This is a genomic window from Amycolatopsis sp. cmx-4-54, from assembly GCF_046548895.1.
Lineage (GTDB): Bacteria > Actinomycetota > Actinomycetes > Mycobacteriales > Pseudonocardiaceae > Amycolatopsis.
Genome location: NZ_JAEBEJ010000013.1, coordinates 119,778 through 141,717, shown reverse-complemented (window position 1 = coordinate 141,717; position 21,940 = coordinate 119,778). Strand labels below are relative to the sequence as shown.

16 protein-coding genes are annotated in these 21,940 nt (G+C 70.6%); 8 read left to right on the top strand and 8 right to left on the bottom strand.

Annotated features, from left to right (window positions below; translation table 11 throughout):
* Positions 1-8: 8 nt before the first annotated feature.
* The gene (locus ACLJQ7_RS34850; RefSeq protein WP_410652417.1) at positions 9-860 is read right to left on the bottom strand and encodes a hypothetical protein; all 852 of its coding nucleotides are present in this window, start codon (positions 858-860) and stop codon (positions 9-11) included.
* Between the two features lie 117 nt (positions 861-977).
* On the opposite strand from ACLJQ7_RS34850, the gene ACLJQ7_RS34845 reads away from it, so the two are divergent.
* The 3 genes from ACLJQ7_RS34845 (at position 978) to ACLJQ7_RS34835 (ending at position 4,022) form a co-directional block, all read left to right on the top strand.
* Entirely contained in the window at positions 978-1,550 is a 573-nt protein-coding gene (locus tag ACLJQ7_RS34845; protein ID WP_410652416.1) for a TetR/AcrR family transcriptional regulator, read from the top strand.
* 8 nt (positions 1,551-1,558) lie between these two features.
* Positions 1,559-2,707, top strand: coding sequence for a GDSL-type esterase/lipase family protein (locus ACLJQ7_RS34840; protein ID WP_410652415.1), 1,149 nt, complete (start codon positions 1,559-1,561; stop codon positions 2,705-2,707).
* A gap of 220 nt (positions 2,708-2,927) precedes the next feature.
* Positions 2,928-4,022, top strand: a complete 1,095-nt coding sequence (locus ACLJQ7_RS34835) for an alpha-lytic protease prodomain-containing protein (protein WP_410652414.1) — start codon at positions 2,928-2,930, stop codon at positions 4,020-4,022.
* Between the two features lie 21 nt (positions 4,023-4,043).
* On the opposite strand, the gene ACLJQ7_RS34830 is transcribed toward ACLJQ7_RS34835, so the two are convergent.
* Positions 4,044-4,940, bottom strand: coding sequence for a LysR family transcriptional regulator (locus tag ACLJQ7_RS34830; protein WP_410652413.1), 897 nt, complete (start codon positions 4,938-4,940; stop codon positions 4,044-4,046).
* A gap of 80 nt (positions 4,941-5,020) precedes the next feature.
* Here ACLJQ7_RS34830 and ACLJQ7_RS34825 point away from each other — a divergent pair, with 80 nt between their 5' ends.
* Positions 5,021-5,428 carry a hypothetical protein gene (locus ACLJQ7_RS34825; protein WP_410652412.1) on the top strand — a complete coding sequence of 136 codons (408 nt, stop codon included), beginning with the start codon at positions 5,021-5,023 and terminating at the stop codon, positions 5,426-5,428.
* Positions 5,425-6,993, top strand: a complete 1,569-nt coding sequence (locus ACLJQ7_RS34820; RefSeq protein ID WP_410652411.1) for a multicopper oxidase family protein — start codon at positions 5,425-5,427, stop codon at positions 6,991-6,993. The genes ACLJQ7_RS34825 and ACLJQ7_RS34820 overlap by 4 nt, the downstream gene beginning before the upstream one ends.
* A gap of 63 nt (positions 6,994-7,056) precedes the next feature.
* Here the strand turns inward: ACLJQ7_RS34820 and ACLJQ7_RS34815 are convergent, their stop codons facing one another.
* Complete coding sequence (locus tag ACLJQ7_RS34815; protein ID WP_410652410.1) at positions 7,057-7,188, bottom strand: hypothetical protein; 132 nt, start codon at positions 7,186-7,188, stop codon at positions 7,057-7,059.
* Between the two features lie 216 nt (positions 7,189-7,404).
* Between ACLJQ7_RS34815 and ACLJQ7_RS34810 the strand changes: the two genes are divergently transcribed.
* The 3 genes from ACLJQ7_RS34810 to ACLJQ7_RS34800 are packed head-to-tail and all read left to right on the top strand — an operon-like array spanning position 7,405 to position 9,351.
* Positions 7,405-7,758 (top strand): RidA family protein, encoded by a 354-nt coding sequence (locus tag ACLJQ7_RS34810; protein WP_410652409.1) that lies wholly within the window; start codon positions 7,405-7,407, stop codon positions 7,756-7,758.
* Positions 7,751-8,395 (top strand): transcriptional regulator, encoded by a 645-nt coding sequence (locus ACLJQ7_RS34805; protein WP_410652408.1) that lies wholly within the window; start codon positions 7,751-7,753, stop codon positions 8,393-8,395. The genes ACLJQ7_RS34810 and ACLJQ7_RS34805 overlap by 8 nt, the downstream gene beginning before the upstream one ends.
* Entirely contained in the window at positions 8,392-9,351 is a 960-nt protein-coding gene (locus ACLJQ7_RS34800) for a pyridoxal-phosphate dependent enzyme (RefSeq protein WP_410652407.1), read from the top strand. The genes ACLJQ7_RS34805 and ACLJQ7_RS34800 overlap by 4 nt, the downstream gene beginning before the upstream one ends.
* Positions 9,352-9,624: 273 nt before the next feature.
* On the opposite strand, the gene ACLJQ7_RS34795 is transcribed toward ACLJQ7_RS34800, so the two are convergent.
* From ACLJQ7_RS34795 to ACLJQ7_RS34775, 5 genes are all read right to left on the bottom strand, one after another.
* Positions 9,625-10,602, bottom strand: a complete 978-nt coding sequence (locus ACLJQ7_RS34795; protein WP_410652406.1) for an alpha/beta hydrolase — start codon at positions 10,600-10,602, stop codon at positions 9,625-9,627.
* Between the two features lie 13 nt (positions 10,603-10,615).
* Entirely contained in the window at positions 10,616-12,181 is a 1,566-nt protein-coding gene (locus tag ACLJQ7_RS34790; RefSeq protein WP_410652405.1) for an acyl-CoA carboxylase subunit beta, read from the bottom strand.
* Positions 12,178-18,600, bottom strand: a complete 6,423-nt coding sequence (locus ACLJQ7_RS34785) for an SDR family NAD(P)-dependent oxidoreductase (protein ID WP_410652404.1) — start codon at positions 18,598-18,600, stop codon at positions 12,178-12,180. Before ACLJQ7_RS34785 ends, ACLJQ7_RS34790 begins: the two co-directional genes overlap by 4 nt.
* Positions 18,597-20,357 carry a fatty acyl-AMP ligase gene (locus tag ACLJQ7_RS34780; protein WP_410652403.1) on the bottom strand — a complete coding sequence of 587 codons (1,761 nt, stop codon included), beginning with the start codon at positions 20,355-20,357 and terminating at the stop codon, positions 18,597-18,599. The genes ACLJQ7_RS34785 and ACLJQ7_RS34780 overlap by 4 nt, the downstream gene beginning before the upstream one ends.
* Positions 20,358-20,756: 399 nt before the next feature.
* Positions 20,757-21,674 carry a helix-turn-helix domain-containing protein gene (locus ACLJQ7_RS34775; RefSeq protein WP_410652402.1) on the bottom strand — a complete coding sequence of 306 codons (918 nt, stop codon included), beginning with the start codon at positions 21,672-21,674 and terminating at the stop codon, positions 20,757-20,759.
* Positions 21,675-21,940: the final 266 nt, after the last annotated feature.

Sequence of the window (21,940 nt, the reverse complement as noted above, 5' to 3'; positions counted from 1 at the left end):
TCCAAAGCTCAGTTCGCGGGCAGCCAGTCGCTGAGGGCGGGATGGCGCCGCAACGCCACGAAGATCTTCTTGTCATCGTCGGGTGACGCCGGGTCGAACAGCACTTCCGCGCCGGCGATTGCGGTATCACCGGTGCGGCGGGTCACCCAATGCCGGACGCCCGAGAGGTCGACGAACGACACCGTCACGTCCGCGCCGACGACCCGGGTGCCCGACTCGTCCCCTCCCCGGCGCAGCTTCACTTCGACGATCGCGGCGGGCACCCGGCGGCCGTGCCGCATCAGCCGTTCCCTGGTGCGGGCCAGTTCGGCTTGGTGCCGCGAAACCTGGACGGCGTACCAGAGGGCCAGAAACGTCAGTACGAGCACGAAGGCGGGCGCCCACCAGTCGGCGTAGTACAGGAACCACGCCCAGAAGCCCCACTTTTCGTCTTCGTGGAACACGGGGTCGACCGCCGTGCCGACGGCGAGCGGCGGCAGCCACCCTCGTGAAGAGTCCCAGAGGCCGAGCGTACTGGCCGCGAAAGCCAGGACGACCGGGAATGCCGGCCCCGAGCGCCGCCCTTGGTAGCGCCGCACCGCGGCGCTCGCGAGGTTGCCCGCGGCGAGACAACCGAGGAGGCCGATGGTCCCCCAGATGGGGCCATACGGCGGCTCGCCGTCACCGCGGTCGTCGAAGACGCTGTCGATCACCGTCGTCCGGAACTGCTCGAGGAGCGCACCGAACCCGTGCCCGGTCAGGTAACCGCAGGCCAGGGTGACCAGCGAAGCCAGCGCCGCGCCCACGAGCAGGCGGCGATCTCCCCGCCACCGCTCGATCCGGTCGTGCCGGGCCTTGGCCGGGTCCACCGTGTTCATCATGTCCACCTCCGTTCGTCCTGAGCCCAGCCTTCATCGGGCCCGGTGCTACCGAACCCAGGTTTCCGCTACCTAATGACATTAGGCAAATCCAGAATGGACTATGGTACGGTGATCGTCATGGCAAGGGCGGGATTGACGGCGGAACGGGTGGTCCGGGCGGGCGCGGAACTGGCCGACGAGATCGGTTTCGAGCATGTAACGCCAACCGAGCTCGCGAAACGATGCGGCGTCAAGACGGCCAGCCTGTATTCGCACGTGAAGAATGCCCACGAACTGAAGACCGAGATCGCCCTGCTGGCCTTGGCCGAGCTCGCCGATCTCGCCGCCACCGCGGTGGCAGGCCTGGCGGGCAAGGACGCGCTGGCCGCCTTGGCGAACGTCCACCGGGACTACGCGATCGAACACCCGGGCCGGTTCACCGCCGCGAGATTCCGGCTCGCGCCGGACACCGCCGCCACCAGCGCCGGCGTCCGCCATGCCGCCCTGCTGCGGGCGATCCTGCGCGGCTACGACCTCGCCGAACCGCACCAGACGCACGCGGTCCGGTTGCTGGGCAGTGTGTTCAGCGGCTTCGTCGGCCTGGAGGCCGCCGGAGGTTTCAGCCACAGCACCCCCGGCTCGCAGGAGAGCTGGACCGAGATCCTCGACGCGCTCGACGTCCTGCTGCGCGCCTGGCCCCGAACGAAATGAACGGAAGAATGCTCACCACCCCGATCACCGCCGACCTCGTCCGCGGCGCGCTCGACCTCGAGTTCACCGAACGCGGTGTGCTCCCCCACCGGCTGCCCGCGCGCGCCAGGCAGCAGATCCCCGACGGCCAGCTGACCATGGCGGAATCACAGCCGTCCGGCGTACGGCTGGTCTTCCGCACCGCGGCGTCCCTCGTCGAACTCGACGTCCTTGCCACCAAACGGGTCTTCGCCGGCACACCGCCTCGTCCCGACGGCGTCTACGAACTGTTCGTCGACGGACGGCGCTCAGGGCAGGCGAGCGTGGCCGACGGCGACACGATCAGCGTCGACCTGGCCACCGGAGCCGCCCGGCACGAGCCCGGCCCCGTGCGGACCCTGCGGTTCGACGGCCTGCCCGGTCACGAGAAGACCGTCGAAATCTGGCTGCCGCACAACGAAACGACCCGGCTGGTCGCCCTGCGTGCCGACGCATCCGTCCACAGTGCACCGTCGAGCGGTCGCCGGACCTGGCTGCACCACGGCAGCTCCATCAGTCACGGTTCCAACGCGACGACGCCGACCGGGACGTGGCCTGCCACGGCCGCGACCCTCGCCGGGGTGGATCTGATCAACCTGGGCTTCAGCGGCAGCGCGCTGCTCGACCCGTTCACCGCCCGCGCGATGCGGGACACGGCCGCCGACCTCGTCAGTGTCAAGATCGGCATCAACGTCGTCAACGCCGACCTGATGCGGCTGCGCGCGTTCGGCCCGGCGGTGCACGGTTTCCTCGACACCATCCGGGACGGCCATCCCACCACGCCGTTGCTGGTCGTGTCGCCGATCCATTGCCCCATCCACGAACACACGCCGGGGCCGGGCGAGCTCGACCCGGACGCCCTGCGCGAAGGGAAAGTCCGGTTCAGGGCCACCGGTGATCCCGCCAAAACCGCCTCGGGAAAACTGACGCTCACCGTGATCCGCGACGAACTCGCCCGCATCGCCAAGGAACGGAGCGCCGCTGATCCGAACCTGCGCTACCTCGACGGCCTCGAACTGTACGGCGAGGCCGACCACGCCGAACTGCCGCTGCCCGACGCCCTCCACCCGGACGCGGCCACGCACCGGCTCATCGGGGAACGCTTCGCGCGGCTGGTCTTCGACACCGCACTCACGTGATCACCGTTTGCTGTGCGCGTATCCGTCGGTAGGCCGAACGGCGGCTACCTATTTTTCTTCCTGTCCAACGAAAGTCGGTATCCGCCACCGGTGCGGCGGAACACCATGATCGGCACCGGATCACCGGTGCCGGGTCGCCTTGGCCGTGCCCGGCTACCCACCGTGTCCAGTGCGGCCACCCCTCGCGCTGGCTGTCCCCTCGCGAAAGTGAGTCACCGGTATGCGCACAAACCCCTTAGCCCGTACCGCCACCACACTGGTGGCCGCGGCCGCGGTCATCGGCTTCCTCGCCCCGTCCACGGCCACCGCCACCACCATCGCGGGCTACTCCCCCACGGTGCAGCAAGAGGCCGTGACGTCCCTCGCCGCCGAAGCCGGGATCAGCCAGGCCGCCGCCGTCGAGTTCCTCCGGACGCAGACGGCGAGTGTCGAGAAACTGCAGCAGGTCACCGCGTCGCTCGGCTCCCGTGCCGCCGACGGGTACCTCGACGACGCCGCCAAGCCGGTGGTGAACGTGCTCGACCAGGCCGCCGCGGACCAGGTGACCGCGACCGGGGCGCAGGCCCGGGTGGTCAAGCACTCCAGCGCCGCGCTGGCGGGGGCGCAGAACGCCCTGCAGGCGCTGCCGACGGTCGCGCACACGTCGATCGGCCTCGACCCGAAGGCCAACCAGGTCGTGCTGACCATCTCCGACGCGGCGAAGGGCACCGAAGCCCTGGTGAAGGCCGCCGAAGCACTCGGTGACCGCGTCCGTGTGGAGCGGACCACCGGCGAGATGCACACCGCGATCTACAACGGTGAGGCCATCACCGGCGGCGGCACCCGGTGCTCGGTCGGGTTCAACACCAACCGCGGCGGCCAGAACTACATCCTCGACGCCGGCCACTGCACCCGCGCGGTCTCGCAGTGGAACGTCGGGCCGTCGCAGGGCGCCAGCTTCCCGACCAACGACTACGGCCTGATCCGCAACACCACCGGCAGCGCACCCGGCGCCGTCACCCTGTGGAACGGCTCCACCCAGCGGATCGCCTCCGCCGGTACCGCCACCGTCGGGCAGCGGATCAGCAAGAGCGGCAGCACCACGCGCCTGACCTCGGGTTCGGTGCAGCGGCTGAACGTCACGGTGAACTACGCCGAAGGCTCGGTGTACCAGCTGATCCAGACCAACGCGCTGGCCAACCCCGGCGACTCGGGCGGCTGCCTCTTCTCCGGCAGCGTCGGCCTCGGCATCACCTCCGGCAAGGGCAGTGGCACTTCGTACTACCAGCCGATCGGCGAGGCGCTGAGCGCCTACAGCGTCACGCTCAACCCGTAAACGCGCCCCACCGGGCCCCGGTCACCTCGACCGGGGCTCGGCCCGCGCGTGGAAGTGGCCGACCAGGTGGTCGCGAAAACGTTGGGTGGCGACGGAAAGGTAGGTGTCCTCGCGCCACGCGACGCTGAGCACGCGCCGGCATTCCGGATCGTCGACGTCGAGCCAGACCACCGCCGAACCGGTGACGGCGCGCAACCCCAGGGACGGCACCAGCGCGATGCCGAGCCCCGCGTCGATGAGCTGGAAGAGCACCGCGGCTTCGTCTCCCTCGCAGACGACGTGCAGTTCGAGCCCGGCCTTCGCGAAAAGACGATCGACGAGCGCACGTTGCCAGTAACCGGGTCGCGTGGTGAGGAACGGTTCTCCCGCGAGGTCCGCCAGGCCGACGCTGCCGCGCTCGGCGAGCCGGTGCCCGGCGGGCACGCAGAGCATCACCGCTTCGTCGAGAAGCACGCGGCTGCGGATGTCGTTGCCCGCCAAGGGTTGCGACGTGACGCACAGGTCGACGTCGCCGGCCTTCAGCTTCTCCGCCATCCCCTCCCCCGACGCCTGGGAAAGCCGCACGTCCACCAGGGGATGGCCGGGCACGAAGGTGCGAAGCGGTTCGGTGAGGACGAGCAAGCTTTCGGCCGCGACGGCGACGGTGCCGCGTTCCAGCCCGGCGGCGTCGTCGAGTTCCTGACGGGCGTCGTCGAGTTCGGCCAGCGCCCGGTCGACGCGGCGAAGGAACGCGATGCCGAACCGGTTGAGCCGGATCCGGCGGCCGTGCCGGTCGAACAGCGGTACGCCGAGGTCGTTCTCCAGCCTGGCCAAGGTCCGGCTGAGCGAGGGTTGCGCGACCCGCAGCTTTTCGGCGGCGCGGCCGACGTGTTCGAGCCGGGCGACCGTCTGGAAGTACCGGAGCGCCAGAAGGTCCACTGCTGATACCTCACCTGTTATGAACAGATAACCGATCTTGTCTTGGACAGCATAAGGCGTCGGCTCCTACGTTCGATCACGTGAGTGAAAACCTGACCAGCCCGAGCCGGAAGGCGAACGGGACGCTGGTGGTGAACCGGGTGCTGGCGAGCGCCCACGCCGTCGCGATCATCGGCCAGCCGGTGTTCGCCGGCGGCTATCTCGGCGGCGACTACGACATGCTCTGGCTGCACCGCTGGGGCGCCGACGCCGTGTCGTACCTGGCGTACGCGCAGATCCTGGCGGCGCTGGTCCTATGGCTGGTCCGTGGACCGCGCTGGCTGTTCTGGATCAGCCTGCTGCTCGCGCTGGGCGAGACCGGGCAGTATCTCGCCGGAATGAAGGGCGCGCTCGATCTGCACATCCCGCTCGGCGTCGCCCTCGTCACCGCGACGGTGCTGACGACCATCGCCGTCTGGCGGCCCCAGACCTGGCGGGCCGGCCGATGAGCAGGCGGCTGCCCCGCAGGACCTTCCTCGGCCTCGCCGGCGGGGCCGGTGTCCTCGTCGCCGCGGGGATCGCGGCTCCCCGCCTGCTCGCGCAGGGTGCTCCGGGGACCGGCGAGTTGCTGCGCAGCGGGCTCCCGTTGCCGGAGCCTTTCCGGGTTCCGCTGCCGATCCCGCCGGTCCTGCGTCCACAAAGGACCACCGACGCCGATCACTACACGATCACCCAGCGGGCGGCGACGGCCGAGATCCTGCCCGGTGTCCGGACGCCGATCTGGGGCTACGACGGGATCTTCCCCGGTCCGACGATCGAATCGCGGCGGGACCGGACGGTGGTGGCGCACCACCGCAACGAACTCCCCGTGCCGACCGTGGTCCACCTGCACGGCGGGCACACTCCTGCCGATTCCGACGGCTATCCGACCGATCTCGTCCTGCCGCGGTCGGGCTGGAGCACCGCGCATACCGGGCACGGGATGGTCGACGCCCGCGCCCGGGTCTCGACCGGGGAACGCGATTACGTCTTCCCGCTGCGGCAACGGGCCGCGACCCTGTGGTACCACGACCATCGCATGGACTTCACCGGTCCGGCCGTGTACCGGGGCCTGGCCGGCTTCCATCTGGTCCGCGACGACGAGGAAGACTCGCTGGGGCTCCCGGCCGGGGACCGTGAGCTGCCGCTGATGATCGCCGACCGGTCCTTCGACGAACACGGCGCCTTCGCCTATCCCTCCCTCGACCGGTCGCTGCGGACCACGCCGGGCGTCGAAAGTGCTTACGTGGAGGGCGTTTTCGGTGACGTCATCCTGGTCAACGGCGCGCCTTGGCCGGTGCACGAGGTGGCGGCCGTCAAGTACCGCCTGCGTGTCCTCAACGGGTCCAACGCCCGGCGCTACGACCTGGCGCTGGACCCACCGCCGCCCGGCGGAGGCGGTTTCGTGCAGATCGGCGCCGACCAAGGCCTCCTGGACGCACCGCGCGAACACGACCATCTCCCCATCGCACCGGCGGAACGGTACGACCTCGTCGTCGACTTCGGCCGGTATCCGGTCGGCACCGAGGTCACCCTCGTGAACCGGCTCGGCACCGGTTCGACCGCCAAGGTCATGCGGTTCGTCGTCGCACGCCGCGCGGCGGACGACAGCCGGGTTCCGGCGAAACTCGGCGAAATCCCGCCGCTCACTCGCGAACAGGCCACGACCACGCGGAACTTCTCGTTCCGGGCGGGCACCGTCCACGGCCGCGCGGGCTGGGTGATCGGCGGGGAACCGTTCTCACCGGACGTGATGTCGGCGAGCCCACGCCTCGGCGACACGGAGATCTGGCGGTTCGTCGCCGACATCCATCATCCCGTGCATCTGCATCTGGTGGGCTTCCGGATCCTCTCGCGGGGCGGGCGAGCACCAGGGCCGTTCGACGGCGGGATCAAGGACACCGTGGACCTTGCCCCCGGTGAGTCGGTCGAGGTCATCGCGCGGTTCGACGGCTATCGCGGCCGCTACGTCTTCCATTGCCACAACGCCGAACACGAGGACATGGCGATGATGGCGAACTTCGAGGTGGTCTGAGCGAGGTCGGGAAAGGGTCGTTCAGAACGAAAAACGGCCCTTTCCCGATACGTCCGGACCGGCTCAGCCCACGCCGAGCAGGGCCGCGAGCGCCTCGACCAACGACGCGGACAGGCCGGCGATGGTGCTGTCGAGGTACTCGGCGATCGGCGTGAGCTCCGCCGCCGACGCCGATCCGCCGAAGACGGCGAGCATCGGCAGCCAGGGGTGTCGCGCACGCCGAGGACGCTGCCTTGATCGCCGAAGGCCGGACAAGACGGTTCACCGCCATTCGACGATCAGGAAACAGTAGTCGAGTGAAGCCCGTTAACCCCAACGACTACCCGCGAGTAACACCCCGTTCACCACGTGAGCGGTAGGTCACTTCCTATCTGGTTGGACTTTCCGTCCAGGACTTATACAGTCAGTCTCGTGACCAACGAACATCCGTATCCGCCCGCCTTCCGCAGCGGCGACCTGGTTTCCGTGTCCGGACGGCTCGGCGTGACCGAAACCGGAGAGCTGGTACCAGGCGGATTCGGCGCCGAATGCCCACAGGCCTTCGCCAACCTCGACGCCGCGCTGCGGTCGGTGGGCGCGACCCGGGCCGACGTGATGAAGGTCGTCGTGTACCTGACCGACATCGCCGACCGCGATGGCCTCAACCGGGTCTACGAAGAGTTCTTCGCCGAGCCGCGGCCCGCCCGGACTTGTGTCGGGGTCGCGTCACTGCCCTACGGCGGCGCCGTCGAAGTCGAGGCCATCGCCCGAGTACGCGATGTCTGAGCAGGACGCGATCCTCGACGCGCTCGCCCCGGTCGCCGACGGCATCGCGGCCACGCTCGGCTCGTTCTGCGAGGTCGTGGTGCACGATTTCCGCCGTCCGGAGCAGTCGGTGGTCGCGATCGCCGGCTCGGTCACCGACCGCACCGTGGGCGGGTCGATGAGCGAGATCGGCATGGGCCTGCTCGCCCGCGGTGACGACGCCGAAGACCAGCTGAACTACGTGACCAGGACGGCGTCCGGGAAGCTCGTGAAGTCGTCGACCATGCTGCTGCGCGACAGCGGCGGCTCGGTGTTCGGCGCCTTGTGCGTGAACCTCGACGTCACCGCGCTGGGCCAGCTCAAGACCCTGGTCGGCGAGCTCGCCGACGTCGGTGCCGTCACCGAAACGCCGACCACCACCTTCGGCGACGACGTCGACGCGGTGGTGGACGCGATCGTCGACGAACATCAACTCCGGCTGAACAAACCCTGGACCGCGCTCAACCGCGAGGAACGCCTCGACCTGTTCCGCAGCCTGCACGCGCGCGGCGTCTTCGCGGTGCGGCGGGCCGTGCCCCAGGTCGCCTCCCGCATCGGGATCTCCCGTGCCTCCGCTTACAACTATCTCGCCGAAATCCGTGATCAAGGAGCATCATGACCGCCCCCGTGACCATCGACGACATCCGTGACGCCGCCGCCCGTCTGGCCGGTGTCGCGCACCGCACCCCGGTCGTGCGTTCCCGGACCCTCGACGACCTCGTCGGCGCCGAGGTCGTCATCAAGTGTGAGAACCTTCAGCGCGTCGGGGCCTTCAAGTTCCGTGGCGCGTACAACGCCGCTTCGCGACTTTCGCCGGAGCAGCTGGCCAAGGGCATCGCCGCCTACTCGTCGGGGAACCACGCCCAGGCCGTCGCGCTCGCCGCGCGGGAACTCGGGAGCAGCGCGGTCATCCTGATCCCGGAGGACACCCCGCAGTCCAAAAAGGACGCCACCGCGGGCTACGGCGCCGAGATCGTCACCTACGACCGGTACACCGGCGACCGCGTCGCGATCGGTGAGGCGCTGGCGGCCGATCGCGGTCTCGCGCTCATCCCGCCGTACGAGCACCCGCACGTGATCGCCGGCCAAGGCACCGCGGCGCTGGAACTGCTGGAGGACACCGATTCCCTCGAGACGCTCGTCGTCCCGGTCGGCGGCGGTGGCCTGATCGCGGGCAGCTCGACCGCCGCGAAGGCCGTGCGGCCCGGCATCCGCGTCGTCGGCGTCGAACCCGCCGAGGGCGACGACACCAAACGCTCGCTGGAAGCCGGGGAACGCGTGTCGATCCCGGTGCCGCGGACCATCGCCGACGGCCAGGCCGCCTCCATTCCGGGCGAACTGACCTTCTCGATCAACCGGCGGCTCGTCGACGACATCGCGCTGGTCACCGACGACCAGGTCCGCGACGCGATGCGGTTCGCGTTCGAACGGCTGAAGCTCGTCATCGAACCGAGCGGGGCGACCGGACTGGCGGCGCTGCTCAGCGGCCAGGTGCCCGTTTCGGGCCGGGTCGGGGTGATCATCAGCGGCGGGAACGTCAGCCCGGAACGCTTCGCCGAGTTGATCGCCGGCTGACCTCTCCGCATTTAGTCCTCTCGATGCGGTGGTCCGTGAACGACCCGCGGTGCTGACGTTGCGAAAGCCACTTTCGCAACGTTGAAGGTTGCGAAAGTGGCTTTCGCAACGCCTTGACGAGGGTCTAACGCGTGACTCGCGTGACTCGCGTGATCAGGGGCCGAACTCACGTGATCGAAGGCGTAACTCACGTGATTGGAGGCGTAACTCGATGTGCGGCCTCCAATCACGCGAGTTACGCCTCTGATCACCCGAGTTCGGCGTTCGGTCACCTCACAGGCCGAGCCCGCCCGCCAGCACCGGCCAGGAGTTCCGCAGCGCCCGTTGCCAGTACGGCCAGCTGTGCGTCCCGTCGCCGTAGTAGTCGACGGTCGCCGAAATCCCCTTGGCCTTCAACCGATCCGTGAAGCTGACCGAGGAAGCCAGCGCCTGCGGTTCGAAGATGTCGGACTGCCCCGGCGGGTCGAGCGGGCCGGTCTTGCCGGTCCCGCACGAGATGTACAGCGCCGTGCCACGCAGGCCGTCGACGTTGTCGTACGGGTTGTTCGCCGTCCAGAGCGGCCGCATCCCCCAGGAGTCGCCCCAGAGTTCGAGGTAGTTGAAGATCCCCGCGCGAGCCAGGATCCCCTGGATGAACAGCGGTGCTCCCTGGTTGAGGGTGTTCGGCACGCCGCTGTAGGACGCGGCCGCGGTGAACATGCCCTTGTGCTTGTACGAGTACGCGAGCGCGCCGTAGCCGCCGATCGACAGTCCGGCGATCGCCCGGCGCGTACCGGCCCGGTAGCCGCGTTCGACGATCTGCCGCACCTCCAGGGTGTGGAAGGTGTCCCAGTCGGGAGTGCTCTTGAGGCCGAAGTTCCACCACTTCGTGTACATCCCGGCCGGCCCGCCGGTCGGCATGACGACGAGGGCGTCCTTGTCCGCCATGAACGCCTTGACGTCGGTGAACTGGTCCCACGAGCGGTAGTCGACCGGTTCGCAGCAACCGTGCAGCAGGAACAGCGTCGGCCAGGACCGCGTGGGTTGCGCGGCCCAGCCCGCCGGGACCAGCAGGCGGACCATGCCGGTGGTGCCGAGCGAGGGCGAACTGATCTTGAGGTCGACGGTGCGTGCGTCCAGCCACGTCTCCTCGACGACCTTCGCGCCGTTGTCGGCGGTGACCGGCGCGGGCGCCGCGCTCGCGGGGACCGGGCTTCCGAGCAGGACGGCCATGGCCAGTGCCAGCAGACCCCACCGCCGGGTTCGCTTCATCGTTTCTCCTTGCTCACAACGGGATGTTTCCGTGCTTCTTGGCCGGGAGGGTCTGCCGTTTGGTCCGCAGCGCCTGCAACGCGCTCGCCACCTGAAGGCGGGTCTCCGACGGCGCGATGACCCGATCGACGTAGCCGCGTTCGGCCGCCGGATATGGGTTCGAGTGCCGTTCGCGGTACGCCTCGGTGATCCGTCGCCGTTCGGCGGACCGCTGTTCCGGCGGTAGCGCGGCCAGTTCGTGCCGGTGCAGCACCCGCACCGCGCCCTCGGCGCCCATCACCGCGATCTCCGCGGTGGGCCAGGCCAGGTTGACGTCCGCGCCGAGATGTTTCGACCCCATCACCGCGTAGCCGCCGCCGTAGGCCTTGCGGATCACGACGGTCACCTTCGGCACGGTCGCCTCGGCGTAGGCGTAGATCAGTTTGGCGCCACGCCGGATGATCCCGTGCCGTTCCTGCGCCTCGCCGGGCAGATAGCCGGGAACGTCGGCGAGGGTGAGGATCGGGATGCCGAAAGCGTCGCAGAACCGGACGAACCGCGCGGCCTTCTCCGAGGCGTCGATGTCGATCACGCCCGCTCGATGGCACGGCTGGTTCGCCACGACACCGACCGTGCGGCCCCGGATCCGGCCGAACGCGCAGATCATGTTCGGTGCGAAGCCGCGGTGCACCTCCATGAAGTCGGCGTCGTCGACGAGACGCGAGATCACCTCGGTCATGTCGTACGCCTGGTTCAGCGAATCGGGCACCAGCCGATCGAGTTCGAGGTCGGCGGCGGTGGGTTCGGGCGCGGTCTCGTCGGCGTATTCCGGGACGGCGTCGAGGTTGTTGGACGGCAGGTACCCGAGCAAGGTCCGCACCCAGTCGATGGCGTCGTGTTCGTCGGTGGCCCGGTGGTGGGCGTTCCCGGAGACCTCGCTGTTCACCGCGGCGCCGCCGAGCCGCTGGGCGGTGACCCGTTCGCCGCTGACAGCGTGCACGACGTCCGGCCCGGTGACGAACATCTGCGCGGTCTCGTCGACCATCACGGTGAAGTCGGTGATCGCCGGCGAGTAGACCGCCCCGCCCGCGCAGGGACCCATGATCAGCGAAATCTGTGGGATCACGCCGGACGCCAGCGTGTTGCGCCTGCCGAGTTCCGCGTAGTAGGCGAGCGAGACGACGCCTTCCTGGATCCGGGCGCCACCGGAGTCGTTGATCCCGACCACGGGACAGCCGAGCGTCATCGCCAGGTCCATCACTTTCAGGACCTTCTCGCCGAAGACCTCGCCCATGCTGCCGCCGAACACGGTGAAATCCTGGGAGAACACGCAGACCTGCCTGCCGTCGACGGTGCCGTGCCCGGTCACCACTCCGTCGCCGTACGGCCGGTTGGTGTCCATCCCGAATTCGGTGCACCGGTGCCGGGCGAACTGGTCGAGTTCGACGAAGGAACCCGGGTCCAGCAACTCCTCGACGCGTTCGCGCGCGGTCAGCTTTCCCTTGGCGTGCTGCCGGTCGACAGCCCGTTTCTCCGCGGTCCGGAGGTCTTCGCGGCGGGCGGCGAGATCGGCGATCCGGAACGCCGTCGTGTCGGTCATGATCGCGCCGTCCTCGGTGCCCCGAGCCGGGCCGCGAGAGCCGCGGCGACCACCTCGACGTGCGGCGGATCGATCATCGACAGGTGATCGCCCGGCACCAGCACGACCTCCAGGTCCGGGCAGAAGGCGTCCCAGCCCAGAGCGTCGTCGGTGCGCAGGTACCGCGGATCGAGGGTGGTGGTCAGCGGATGCGGCTCCTGCGCGCGCACCAGCAGCACCGGCCCGGCATAGGGTTCCGGCTCGTACCGTTCGGCGACCCGTGCGTCCACATAGGACTCGTACTGGTGCCGCAGCACGCCGTGTCCCAGCTCGGGCACCTGCGCGGCCAGCCGTCCGATCACGAGCCGGATCTGTTCGTCGTCGCCGAGCCGGGCGAGGTCTTCACGCGGGATGTCCAGCGGGACGCCGTAGGTGCGCTCGACGTGCTCGGCGAACCGGTCGAAGCGGTCCAGCAGGATCTCCCCGGCCGGTTTCCCCGGCGCGGGCAGCGGCAGGATGCTGTCGATCAGGAACACGAGATCGACCCGCTCGCCGGCCGCGGTCAGCCGCCGCGCGGTCTCGTAGGCGAGACAGCCGCCGAACGACCACCCGCCCAGCCGGTACGGGCCCCGCGGCTGGATTTCCCGGATCAGCTCGACGTAGCACTCGGCCTTGTCCTCGACGGTGTCCTCGTCGTCGATCCGTTCGAGCCCGTAGACGGCTCCGTCCTCGGGCAGCAGGCGGACGAGCCCCTCGTAGACGCTCGTCGGACCACCCGCCGGATGAAACAGGAACACCGGATCCGCGCCGCCTTCGCGCAGCGGCCGGACAGGGCAGCCTCCACGTCCCTCGATCTCGTCACGCAGCAGGTCGGCCATCGCGGCGATCGTCGGGGTGGCGAAGAGCCGTTCGGGAACGGCTCCCAGCTGCCCGGCGAACACGGCCCGCAACCGCTCGGCCGCCGCGGCGTCGCCACCGGCGGCGAAGAAGTCGTCGTGGACGCCGGGCTGCGCGCCGCCGAGTTCCGCTTGCCAGTGCCGGGCGATCCAGCGTTCGGCCGGATCGCGGGGCCCGACGGCCGTGACCGGTCCGGCGGGCCGGGCGCCGGTCTCGCCGAACCCCGCCTGATCGGCGAGATGGTCGGCGACTTCGGCGAGGCCCGCACCCCGCAACAGCAGCGGAATCGGCAGCGTCAGGCCGAAGTCGCGTTCCACGACTCCCCTGGCGCGCAGGGCGGAGAGCGAGTCCAGGCCGAGCCGGGTGAGCGGCGCCCGCCGGTCGATCTCGTCCGCGGCGAGGCCGAGCATCCCGGCGACGAGCCCGGCGAGGTAGTCGGCCAGCATCTCGCGGGCGGCCTCCGGCAGGACCGCCCGCAGCGCCTCCAGTCCGTCCCAAGTGGACGGTCCGGCGGCAGGCTCCTCACCCGGTACCAGGATCTCGAAGAACGGCCGTCCGGCCAGCAGGGGGAACAGGGCGAGTACGGTCCCGGCGTCGACCCTGGCGATCCCGGTCGACGCGCGATCGCGGCGCAGCACGGCGTCCATCGCCGCCAGCGCCTCCTCCGTGCCGAGCGGTTCGAGGACGGGGTTGCGGCTGCCGACGGCCGCTCCGGCCTCTCCCCAGGCGCCCCAGCCGATGGTCGCCGCCGTCAATCCCGCGGCGCGGCGCCACGCGACGAGGGCGTCCACCCAGGCGTTCGCGGTGGCGTAGGCCGTCTGCCCCGGTGATCCGAACAACGCCGCCGCCGACGAATACGTCAGCCACCAATCAAGTTCGTGTCCGGCCGTCGCCTCGTGCATTCGCCAAGCACCCAGCGCTTTCGCGCGCCAGACAGCCTCGACGGCGTCGGCGTCGAGGCTGTCGGCGGCGCCGTCGGACAGCACACCGGCCGCGTGCAGCACCCCGCGCAACGGCATGCCGCCTTCGGCCGCGACCGCGACCAGCGCTTCGGCCGTCCCCGGTTCGGCGATGTCACCGGTCACCACGCGGACGTCGACACCCTGCTCGCGCAAGTCCGCCAGAAGCGGCTCGACGGCAGGGCTCGCACCGCGCCGGCCGGAAAGGACGAGCCTGGTCGCACCGCGCGCCGCCAACCAGTCCGCCGCGACCAGGCCGAGGCCGCCGAGACCACCGGTGAGCACGTAAGCGCCGTCGCGTACCACGGTTTCGTGGCGGGGTTCACCGAGTTTCGGGCGGGCCAGGAGCCGCGTGTACCGGACGCCCTCACGCCAGGCGATCTCGTCGTCCGGCGCGTCCGCGCGGATCTCCGCCACCAGCCTGGCGACCCACAGGCGGGCCGGGTCCGGCTCGGCGTCGAAGTCGACCTGGCTCGCCCGCAGCCCGGGGTGCTCGAAGGCGAGGACCCGGACCAGTCCGCGCAACCAGGCCTGGCCGGGGTCGCCACGCTCGCCGGATTCGATGGCCGAGGCACCCGTGCTGACGAGCCACAACCGCGGCGCGGCTTCGACCAGTTCGGTGAGGATGCCGGAGAACTCGGTGACCGTCCGCGCGGCGCTCATGGGATCGAGCCCGTCGGAAGTCCCGGCGCACGCGAGGACTCCCGACACCTCGCGAGACTTCAGCGCTTCCGCGAGCGCCTTCCTGTCCCCAAGCCGGACCGTCACGAGTTCGTCCCCGGCTTCGGTGAGCCGGTCGCGCAACTCCGTCAGCCACGGCGCGTCTTCGTGCAGCACGACCCAGCGACGCGCGCCCGGTGCCGCCACCGGCAGGTCAGCCTCCCGCCAGACCGTTTCGAACAGCAGGTCCGCCATGGGCACCGGAAGCGCCGAACGCCGGAACCGGCGGCAGTAGACCTCGCGGAACTCGACCACGACGACGTCGTCGGCGTCGACCAGCTGGACACCGCCGACCAGGCCGTCGCCCGCCGGATCGAGCGAGTCGAGGACCGCGTCGACCCGGACACCGCGGCGCGGATCACCGGCGAGGACGACCTCGCCCAAGGTCAGGGGCAGGAACACGCCATCGGCCGTGCGCAGCGCGTCCCCGGCGGCCGCGGCCAGCGCGTGCAGGCAGGCGTCGGCGATCACCGGATGCAGGACGTAGGCCGGGTCGTCGACGGGCAGGCTGATCGACGCCGAGGCCCGGCCCGGCGCGGCCAAGACGTCACACAGCCCGCGGAACGCGGGGCCGTAGCTCTGCCCCGCCCCGACCAGCACCTGATAGAGGTCGACCGGCCGGGCGTCGTCGCCGACCGCGCCGAACGGCACCATCGCGGTGTCCCCGTCGCGGACGCGGGCGGTGGCGTGCCGCACCCAGCCGCCGTCCGCGGACCGCGCGTAGACGTCCACGCTTCCGTCGCTCAGGCTGGTCGTCACCTCGGTGTGCGCGGCGAGCGGGAGAACCCGGTGCAGTTCGAGACCGCCGATGCGCAGCCGCCCGGCGGGGCGCAGGACCGTTTTCGCCGCCGCGAGCGCGAGCTCCAGGAATCCGGCGGCGGGGAACAGCGGGACACCCATCGCCGCGTGGTCGGCCAGCCACGGCAGCGCCTCGGTCCCGACGTCCGCGTGCCACAGGTGCCCGCCGCCGGTGGGCTGTTCGATGTGGACACCCAGCAACGGATGTGCGCCACCGGTCCGGGCCGCCGGGCGCCGCGGCCAGAACCGCCGGTGCCGCCAGCGCGGACCGGGCAGCTCGACCGGAAGCGGCCGGGGGCCGCCGTCGTCGAGCACGACGGGCAGCCCGAGGGTGTGGAGCCGGGCGAGCGTGGTCAGAAACGCCACTGCCTCGTCGCTCTTGCGGCTCGCGGTCGGAAGCGCGAGCGCGCCGGTGCTCTGCTCGATCGCGGCCAGCGCCACGGGATGCGGCGAGATCTCGACGAACACGCCGTACCCGTCGGCGGTCGCCGCCGCCAGCGCCTGGCTGAAGCGCACGGGACGGCGCAGATTCGCCGCCCAGTACTCGACGTCGAACACCACTGACCTTTGTGGTTCGTCGAGAACGCTGCTGTAGCAGGGAATCTCCACTGGTCGCGGGGAAAGGTCGCCGAGTTCGGCGCGGAACCGGCCGAGAACGGCGTCGACGGCTTCCGAATGGCCCGCACCCCCGACCGGCAGCCGCTTGGCGAGCCTGTCGAGACTCTCCACGTGCGAGACCAGCGCCTCGACCTGTCCGGCGCCGCCGCTGACCGTGCACTGGACCGGCGAGGCGTAGACCGCGACGGTGATCCCGGGGAAGTCCGCCTCCAGCTCGGCGAGTTCGGCCGGGGACAGCTCGACCACCGCCATCGCGCCGTCGCCGGAAGCGTCGACCTCGGCCAGCAGCCGGGCGCGGGTGGCCATCACCCGCAGGCCGTCGGCGACGTCCAGCGCCCCCGCGACGACGGCGGCCGCGACCTCGCCCATCGAATGCCCGAGCACCGCGGCCGGGACGACGCCGTGCGCGCGCCAGAGCCCGGCCAGCGCCAGCTGCATGCCGAACAACGCGAGCTGGGTCTCCGCGAGGTCCGGCAGATCGCGCGTGCCGGAGAACACCTCGCTCAGCGTGAAGCCCGCCTCGGCCCGGAACACCGGATCGAGTGCCTCCACCTCGGCCCGGAACGCGGGCTCGGTGCGCACCAGGACGCGGCCCATCCCGGGCCACTGGGAGCCGTAGCCGGAGAAGACGAACACGACGCCCGGCACAGGTCCTGCCTCGCCGAGGACGACATCACCGCCCGTGCGTCCGGCGGCCATCTCGCGCAAGGCGGCGGCCACCCGGTCGCGTTCCTCCGCGATGACGGCGCCACGGACGGGCAGGTGGTCACGGCTCCGGGCCAGTGTCGCGGCCACCGCGTCCAGGGGAACCGACCGGTGGGCGGGGTCTTCGAGCCAGTCCGCCAGATCGGCGGCTCGCGCCCGGAGCACCTCGGCCGACCGCGCGGACAACGCGAAGATCCGCGGGCGCCCGGTCTCCGCGCCGCGAGCGGCGAACGACGCGGCAGGCCATTCTTCGAGGACGACGTGAGCGTTGGTGCCACCGAAGCCGAACGCCGAGACGCCGGCGCGCACGACGTCGGAGTAGCGCGGCCAGCCCGTCATGGTGTCCACCACCCGCAGGCCGAGACCGGCGAAATCGATATGCGGGCTGGGTTCGTGATGATGCGGGGTCGGCGGCAGTCGCCGGTGGACCATGGCGAGGACGACCTTGATCAGCCCGGCCATCCCGGCCGCGCCCTCCAGATGGCCCAGATTCCCCTTCACCGAGCCGATCAGGAGCGGGCGGGCGGGTTCGCGTCCGGCTCCGAGCACCTCACCGAGCGCGCCCGCCTCGATCGGGTCGCCCACCTCGGTCCCGGTCCCGTGCGCCTCCACATAGTCCACAGTGGACGGTTCGACACCCGACGCCGCGTAGGCGTCCCGCAACAGGTCGGCCTGCGCGCCGGGGCTGGGCGCGACGAGACCGTTGGACCGGCCGTCGGAATTGACCGCGCTGCCGCGGATCACCGCGAGCACCCGGTCTCCCGCGCGGCGAGCGGCCTTCAGCGGCTTGAGCACGATCACGCCACAGCCCTCGCCGCGGGCGATGCCGTCGGCGGCGGCGTCGAACGGTTTGCAATATCCGTCCGGGGCCAGCACCCCGGCACGCTGGAAGGACGCGGTGACCGCCGGCGAGAGCAGCAGGTTCACCCCGGCGGCGAGCGCCGTCCCGCATTCACCGCGACGGAGGCTCTGCACCGCTTGGTGTACCGCGACCAACGAGGACGAGCAGGCGGTGTCGACGGTGAGGCTCGGCCCGCGCAGGTCGAAAAAGTACGACAGCCGGTTGGCGGCGATACTCGTCGCGGCACCGGTGGCCGACCAGACGTCGACGGCGGCGGGATCGGCCATCGTCAGGTGGCCGTACTCGCCCGCCGAAAGCCCGACGAACACCCCGGTCCGGCTTCCCCGCAGCGTGGACGGCGGGATCCCGGCGTGCTCCAGCGCCGCCCACGCCACTTCGAGCAGTATCCGCTGCTGGGGATCCATCGCTTCGGCCTCGCCCGGGGTGATGCCGAAGAAGTCGGCGTCGAAACCGGCGATGTCGCCGAGGAACCCGCCGCGCGCGGGGGCCTCCCAGCGCTGCTCCGGAACCTCGCGGATGCCGTCGCGCCCGGCCTCAAGGAGGCGCCAATAGCGCTCCGGGGAGTCCGCGCCACCCGGCAGGCGACAGCCGACGCCGACGATCGCGATCGGTTCCTCTTCACGGCCTTCACCGCGCACGAGCGCGGGATCTTCTACTGTGGACAGACGAGCGGCGAGGGCGGCGATCGTCGGGTACTGCCACACCAGGGTCGGCGGCAACGGGCGGCCGAGATAGCGGCCCAGATCCGCCGCCAGTTCCATCGACTCCCGCGAGGAAAGCCCGCTCTCGTGCAACGGCCGGTCCGGATCGACCTGCGCCGCGGGCGACCCGGTCCGCTCCGCCACCCGCGCGATGAGCCAGGCACGGATCTCCGCGGTCACCCGAGCCGCCGCGCGGTCAGCGAACCGTCCAGATAGGACTTCCGGCACCGGGCACGGCTGATCTTGCCGCTGGAGGTCCGCGGCACCTCGCCCGGGGCGAGGAAGACGACGTCGTGGGGCCGCAGACCGTGCACGCCCGAGACGACCCTCCGGATCTCCGTGGCCGCCACGGCGAGGTCGGCCCCGGTCTCCTTGGCACGCTCCGCCAGCACGACCGCCACTTCGCCGTCTTCGTGCTCGATCGCGAAGGCCGCGGCGGAATGCGGCCGGACGGCGGGATGCGTCTCCACGGTCTGTTCGATGTCCTGCGGGTAGTGGTTGCGGCCGTCGACGATGACGAGGTCCTTGAGCCTGCCGGTCATGAACAGTTCGCCCTCGTACCGCACACCGAGATCGCCGGTCGCGAGCCAGCCCGCGCCGGAGTCCGGGTCGATCGGGGGCAGGCCGAAGACGCGTTCCGAAGCGGCCGGCCGTCCCCAGTAGCCCACGCCGACGTTCGGGCCGTTGACCTGGATCTCCCCCACCCTGCCCGGTTCGACCAGCGCGCCGGTGACCGGATCGGCGAGGCGGACCCGTTGTCCCACCGGGAAACCGCAGGAGACGAGCGTGGTGGACGCCGCGCCGGGGAGCGCCGGCGCGGCCAGTCCGGCGCCGAGGCCGTCACGGTCGAAGTCGACCTGCCGTGGTGCCTTGCCCGCCTCGGTGACGGAGACGAGCACCGTGGCCTCGGCCAGCCCGTAGGAGGACCGGTGCACCTCCGGGCGCAGGCCGCATTCCTCGAAAGCGCCGTGGAACTTCGCGATGGTCGAAGGAAGAACCGGCTCGCTGCCGTTGATCAGCGAGACGACCCGGCTCAGTTCGAGGTAGCTCTTCTCGTTCTCGGTGACCCGGGAAGCGGTGTAGGCGTAGGCGAAATTCGGGGCCGCGCTGATCGCGCCGGGACTGGCCGAGAGCGCGCGCAGCCACCGCGACGGCCGTTCCAGGAAGGCGCGCGGATCCATCAGGACCGATGCCGCGCCCGCCGCCAGCGGCGCGCCGATCCCGAGGATCAGGCCCATGTCGTGGAAGAGCGGCAGCCAGCTGACGGCCGACGTCGTCCCGGTTTCGATCGCGTAGGCGTCGCAAGCCTGACGGGCGTTGGTGAGCGCGTTGCGATGCGTCAGCATCACGCCGGCCGGCGTCCGCGTGGAACCGGACGTGTACTGCAGGTACGCCACTCCGTCCGGTTCCGGTCGCGGCCAGGAGCGATCACCGGCCGCGACCGGAGTAGTGGTGTCGACGGCGAGCACGGCGGGCCGCTCGAAATCCGTCGAGGCGAGGAAACCGGCGGCGTCTTCGAGTCCGTCGGTGGTCGTGAGCACGACTCTCGGCGCGCAGTCGGCGAGCACGGCGGCCAGCCTGCCCGCGTGCCCGGGAAGGCCCGGGGAGAACAGCGGAACCGCGACCAGGCCCGCACGGATCGCGCCGAGGAAGGCGACGACGTAGTCGACGGACTGCGGTGCCAGGATCGCGGCCCGGTCTCCCGGGCCGGTGAACCCGGTCAGCCGCGTGGCGAGGGCGTCGACCCGGTCGTCGAGTTCGCGCCAGGACAGGGTGATCGCCCGGCCGTCCGCCCCGGCACGATGGTCGAGGTAGGTCACCGCGACGTCGTCGCCGAGCCGCCACGCCCAGTACCTCAGCAGCGTCGCGAACGACTCCCCGCCGCGTGCGTCGTCCGGCGCGCAGACGGCGCCGACCGATTCCGAAATGGTTTCCATGGCCCCTCGTTTTTGACGACTCGTGCAGGAGCGGGTGAATTCGGAACGGCGCCGTTGCCGAAAGCGGATTCCATTCCGGAGACCGTTCTTTATCTGCCCGGAACTGTATGGATGTCCCGGGAAGAGTGTCAATGAAAGGATGATGGAACGCCGTCGAAGACGCGGACGTGCTCACGGGGACGCGAGAAAGGGGGCACTACGCTTGTCACTTCGGCACGAACTTCGGCGCGGGCGGGATCGAGGGTGAACGGTAAGGACCGTTTCGCGTGATCGGATGGACGGCACGCGTGATCGGATGGACGGCACGCGTGATCGGATGGACGGCACATGTGATCCGGCGGACGACACGCGTGATCGGATGGACGACACGGGCGTGGCCGCCACTTGAGCACCGGCGTTTCAGAGCCAGCCTTGGCGTGACGCCTGCGCTCCCAGCTGGAACCTGGTCCGCGCGCCCAGCACTTGCTGCAACCGGCTGATCCGCCGGAGCACCGTCCGCTCACTGATCCCGAGCTCGCGCGCGATCGCCTCGTCGGTCAGGCCTCCGCTCAGCAGCGCGAGCAGGCGGCGCGTGGCGACGGTCGGTTCCTGCGCCGCTTCCGCGTCGTCCGGCCCGCCCGCCCGGACGGGCACGGCCATCCGCCAGAAGGATGCGAACAACTCGATCAGCGCGCTCAACAGCATCGACGGATGGATCAAGAGGGCCAGGACGTCACCGGCGTCGGAATTCGGGACGGCGATCAGCGCCCGGTTGCTGTCGGCGATCACCAGCTTCAGCGGCAGCCCCGGAAACACCCTGGCCTGCTCGCCGAGGGCGATGCTCGACTGCACCTGGGTGAAGCCGTCGTCGTACTGCAGCACCGACGAGTCGTAGACGACGCGGTACGCGATGCCGCGCGCCATCGAGCCGGGCTGCACCGTGCTCACTTCGGCCTTCGGGCTCATGTACGACCCCGGGTCCAGCGCGACGATGTCGACGCCCGCCTGGGTCTGCATCGCTTCGAAGGTGGCGATCACCTCGTCCCGGCTGCGCAGCACCTCGACGAAGTCCGCGTCGCGACCGGCCCGCAGCGAGTAGGCGGCGCCGAGCACCTCGGCCGCTTCCCGCGCGCGGATCGCCGCGGCCTCGTGCTGCGCCGCGAACGCCGACAGCGCCGCGCGCGGCGGGCACACCTCGACCCCGGACGCGCCATCCCGGATCAGGCCGAACCGCTCCAGCTCCGCCAGTTCGGCGCCGGGCGTGATCGGGCGCCCGTCCAGCAGGGCCCGGTAGAGCTGCTCGGCCTCCATCGACAGGCCCCGCGACTCGGCGAGCATGACGCTTCTCCTCCCCCCACGCCGGGATCGACCGACGTGACATCGATGTCACGCCTGGCGGATTGGCTGTTTCCGCTCACAGGTCTTGAGGGGGAAAATCACCTGATCGTGCGCCTGAACCGATAACGAAAAGCGTCACAGATCATGCCGAAGAGGCTCCCGTGAGCCGGACCGGCCCGCGGGAGCCTCTCGTCAACACCGTCTGGGGCTAAGCATTGTCGGCTCAGCCGAGTACAACCCCCCGCCCGCACCGCCAGGAACCACCT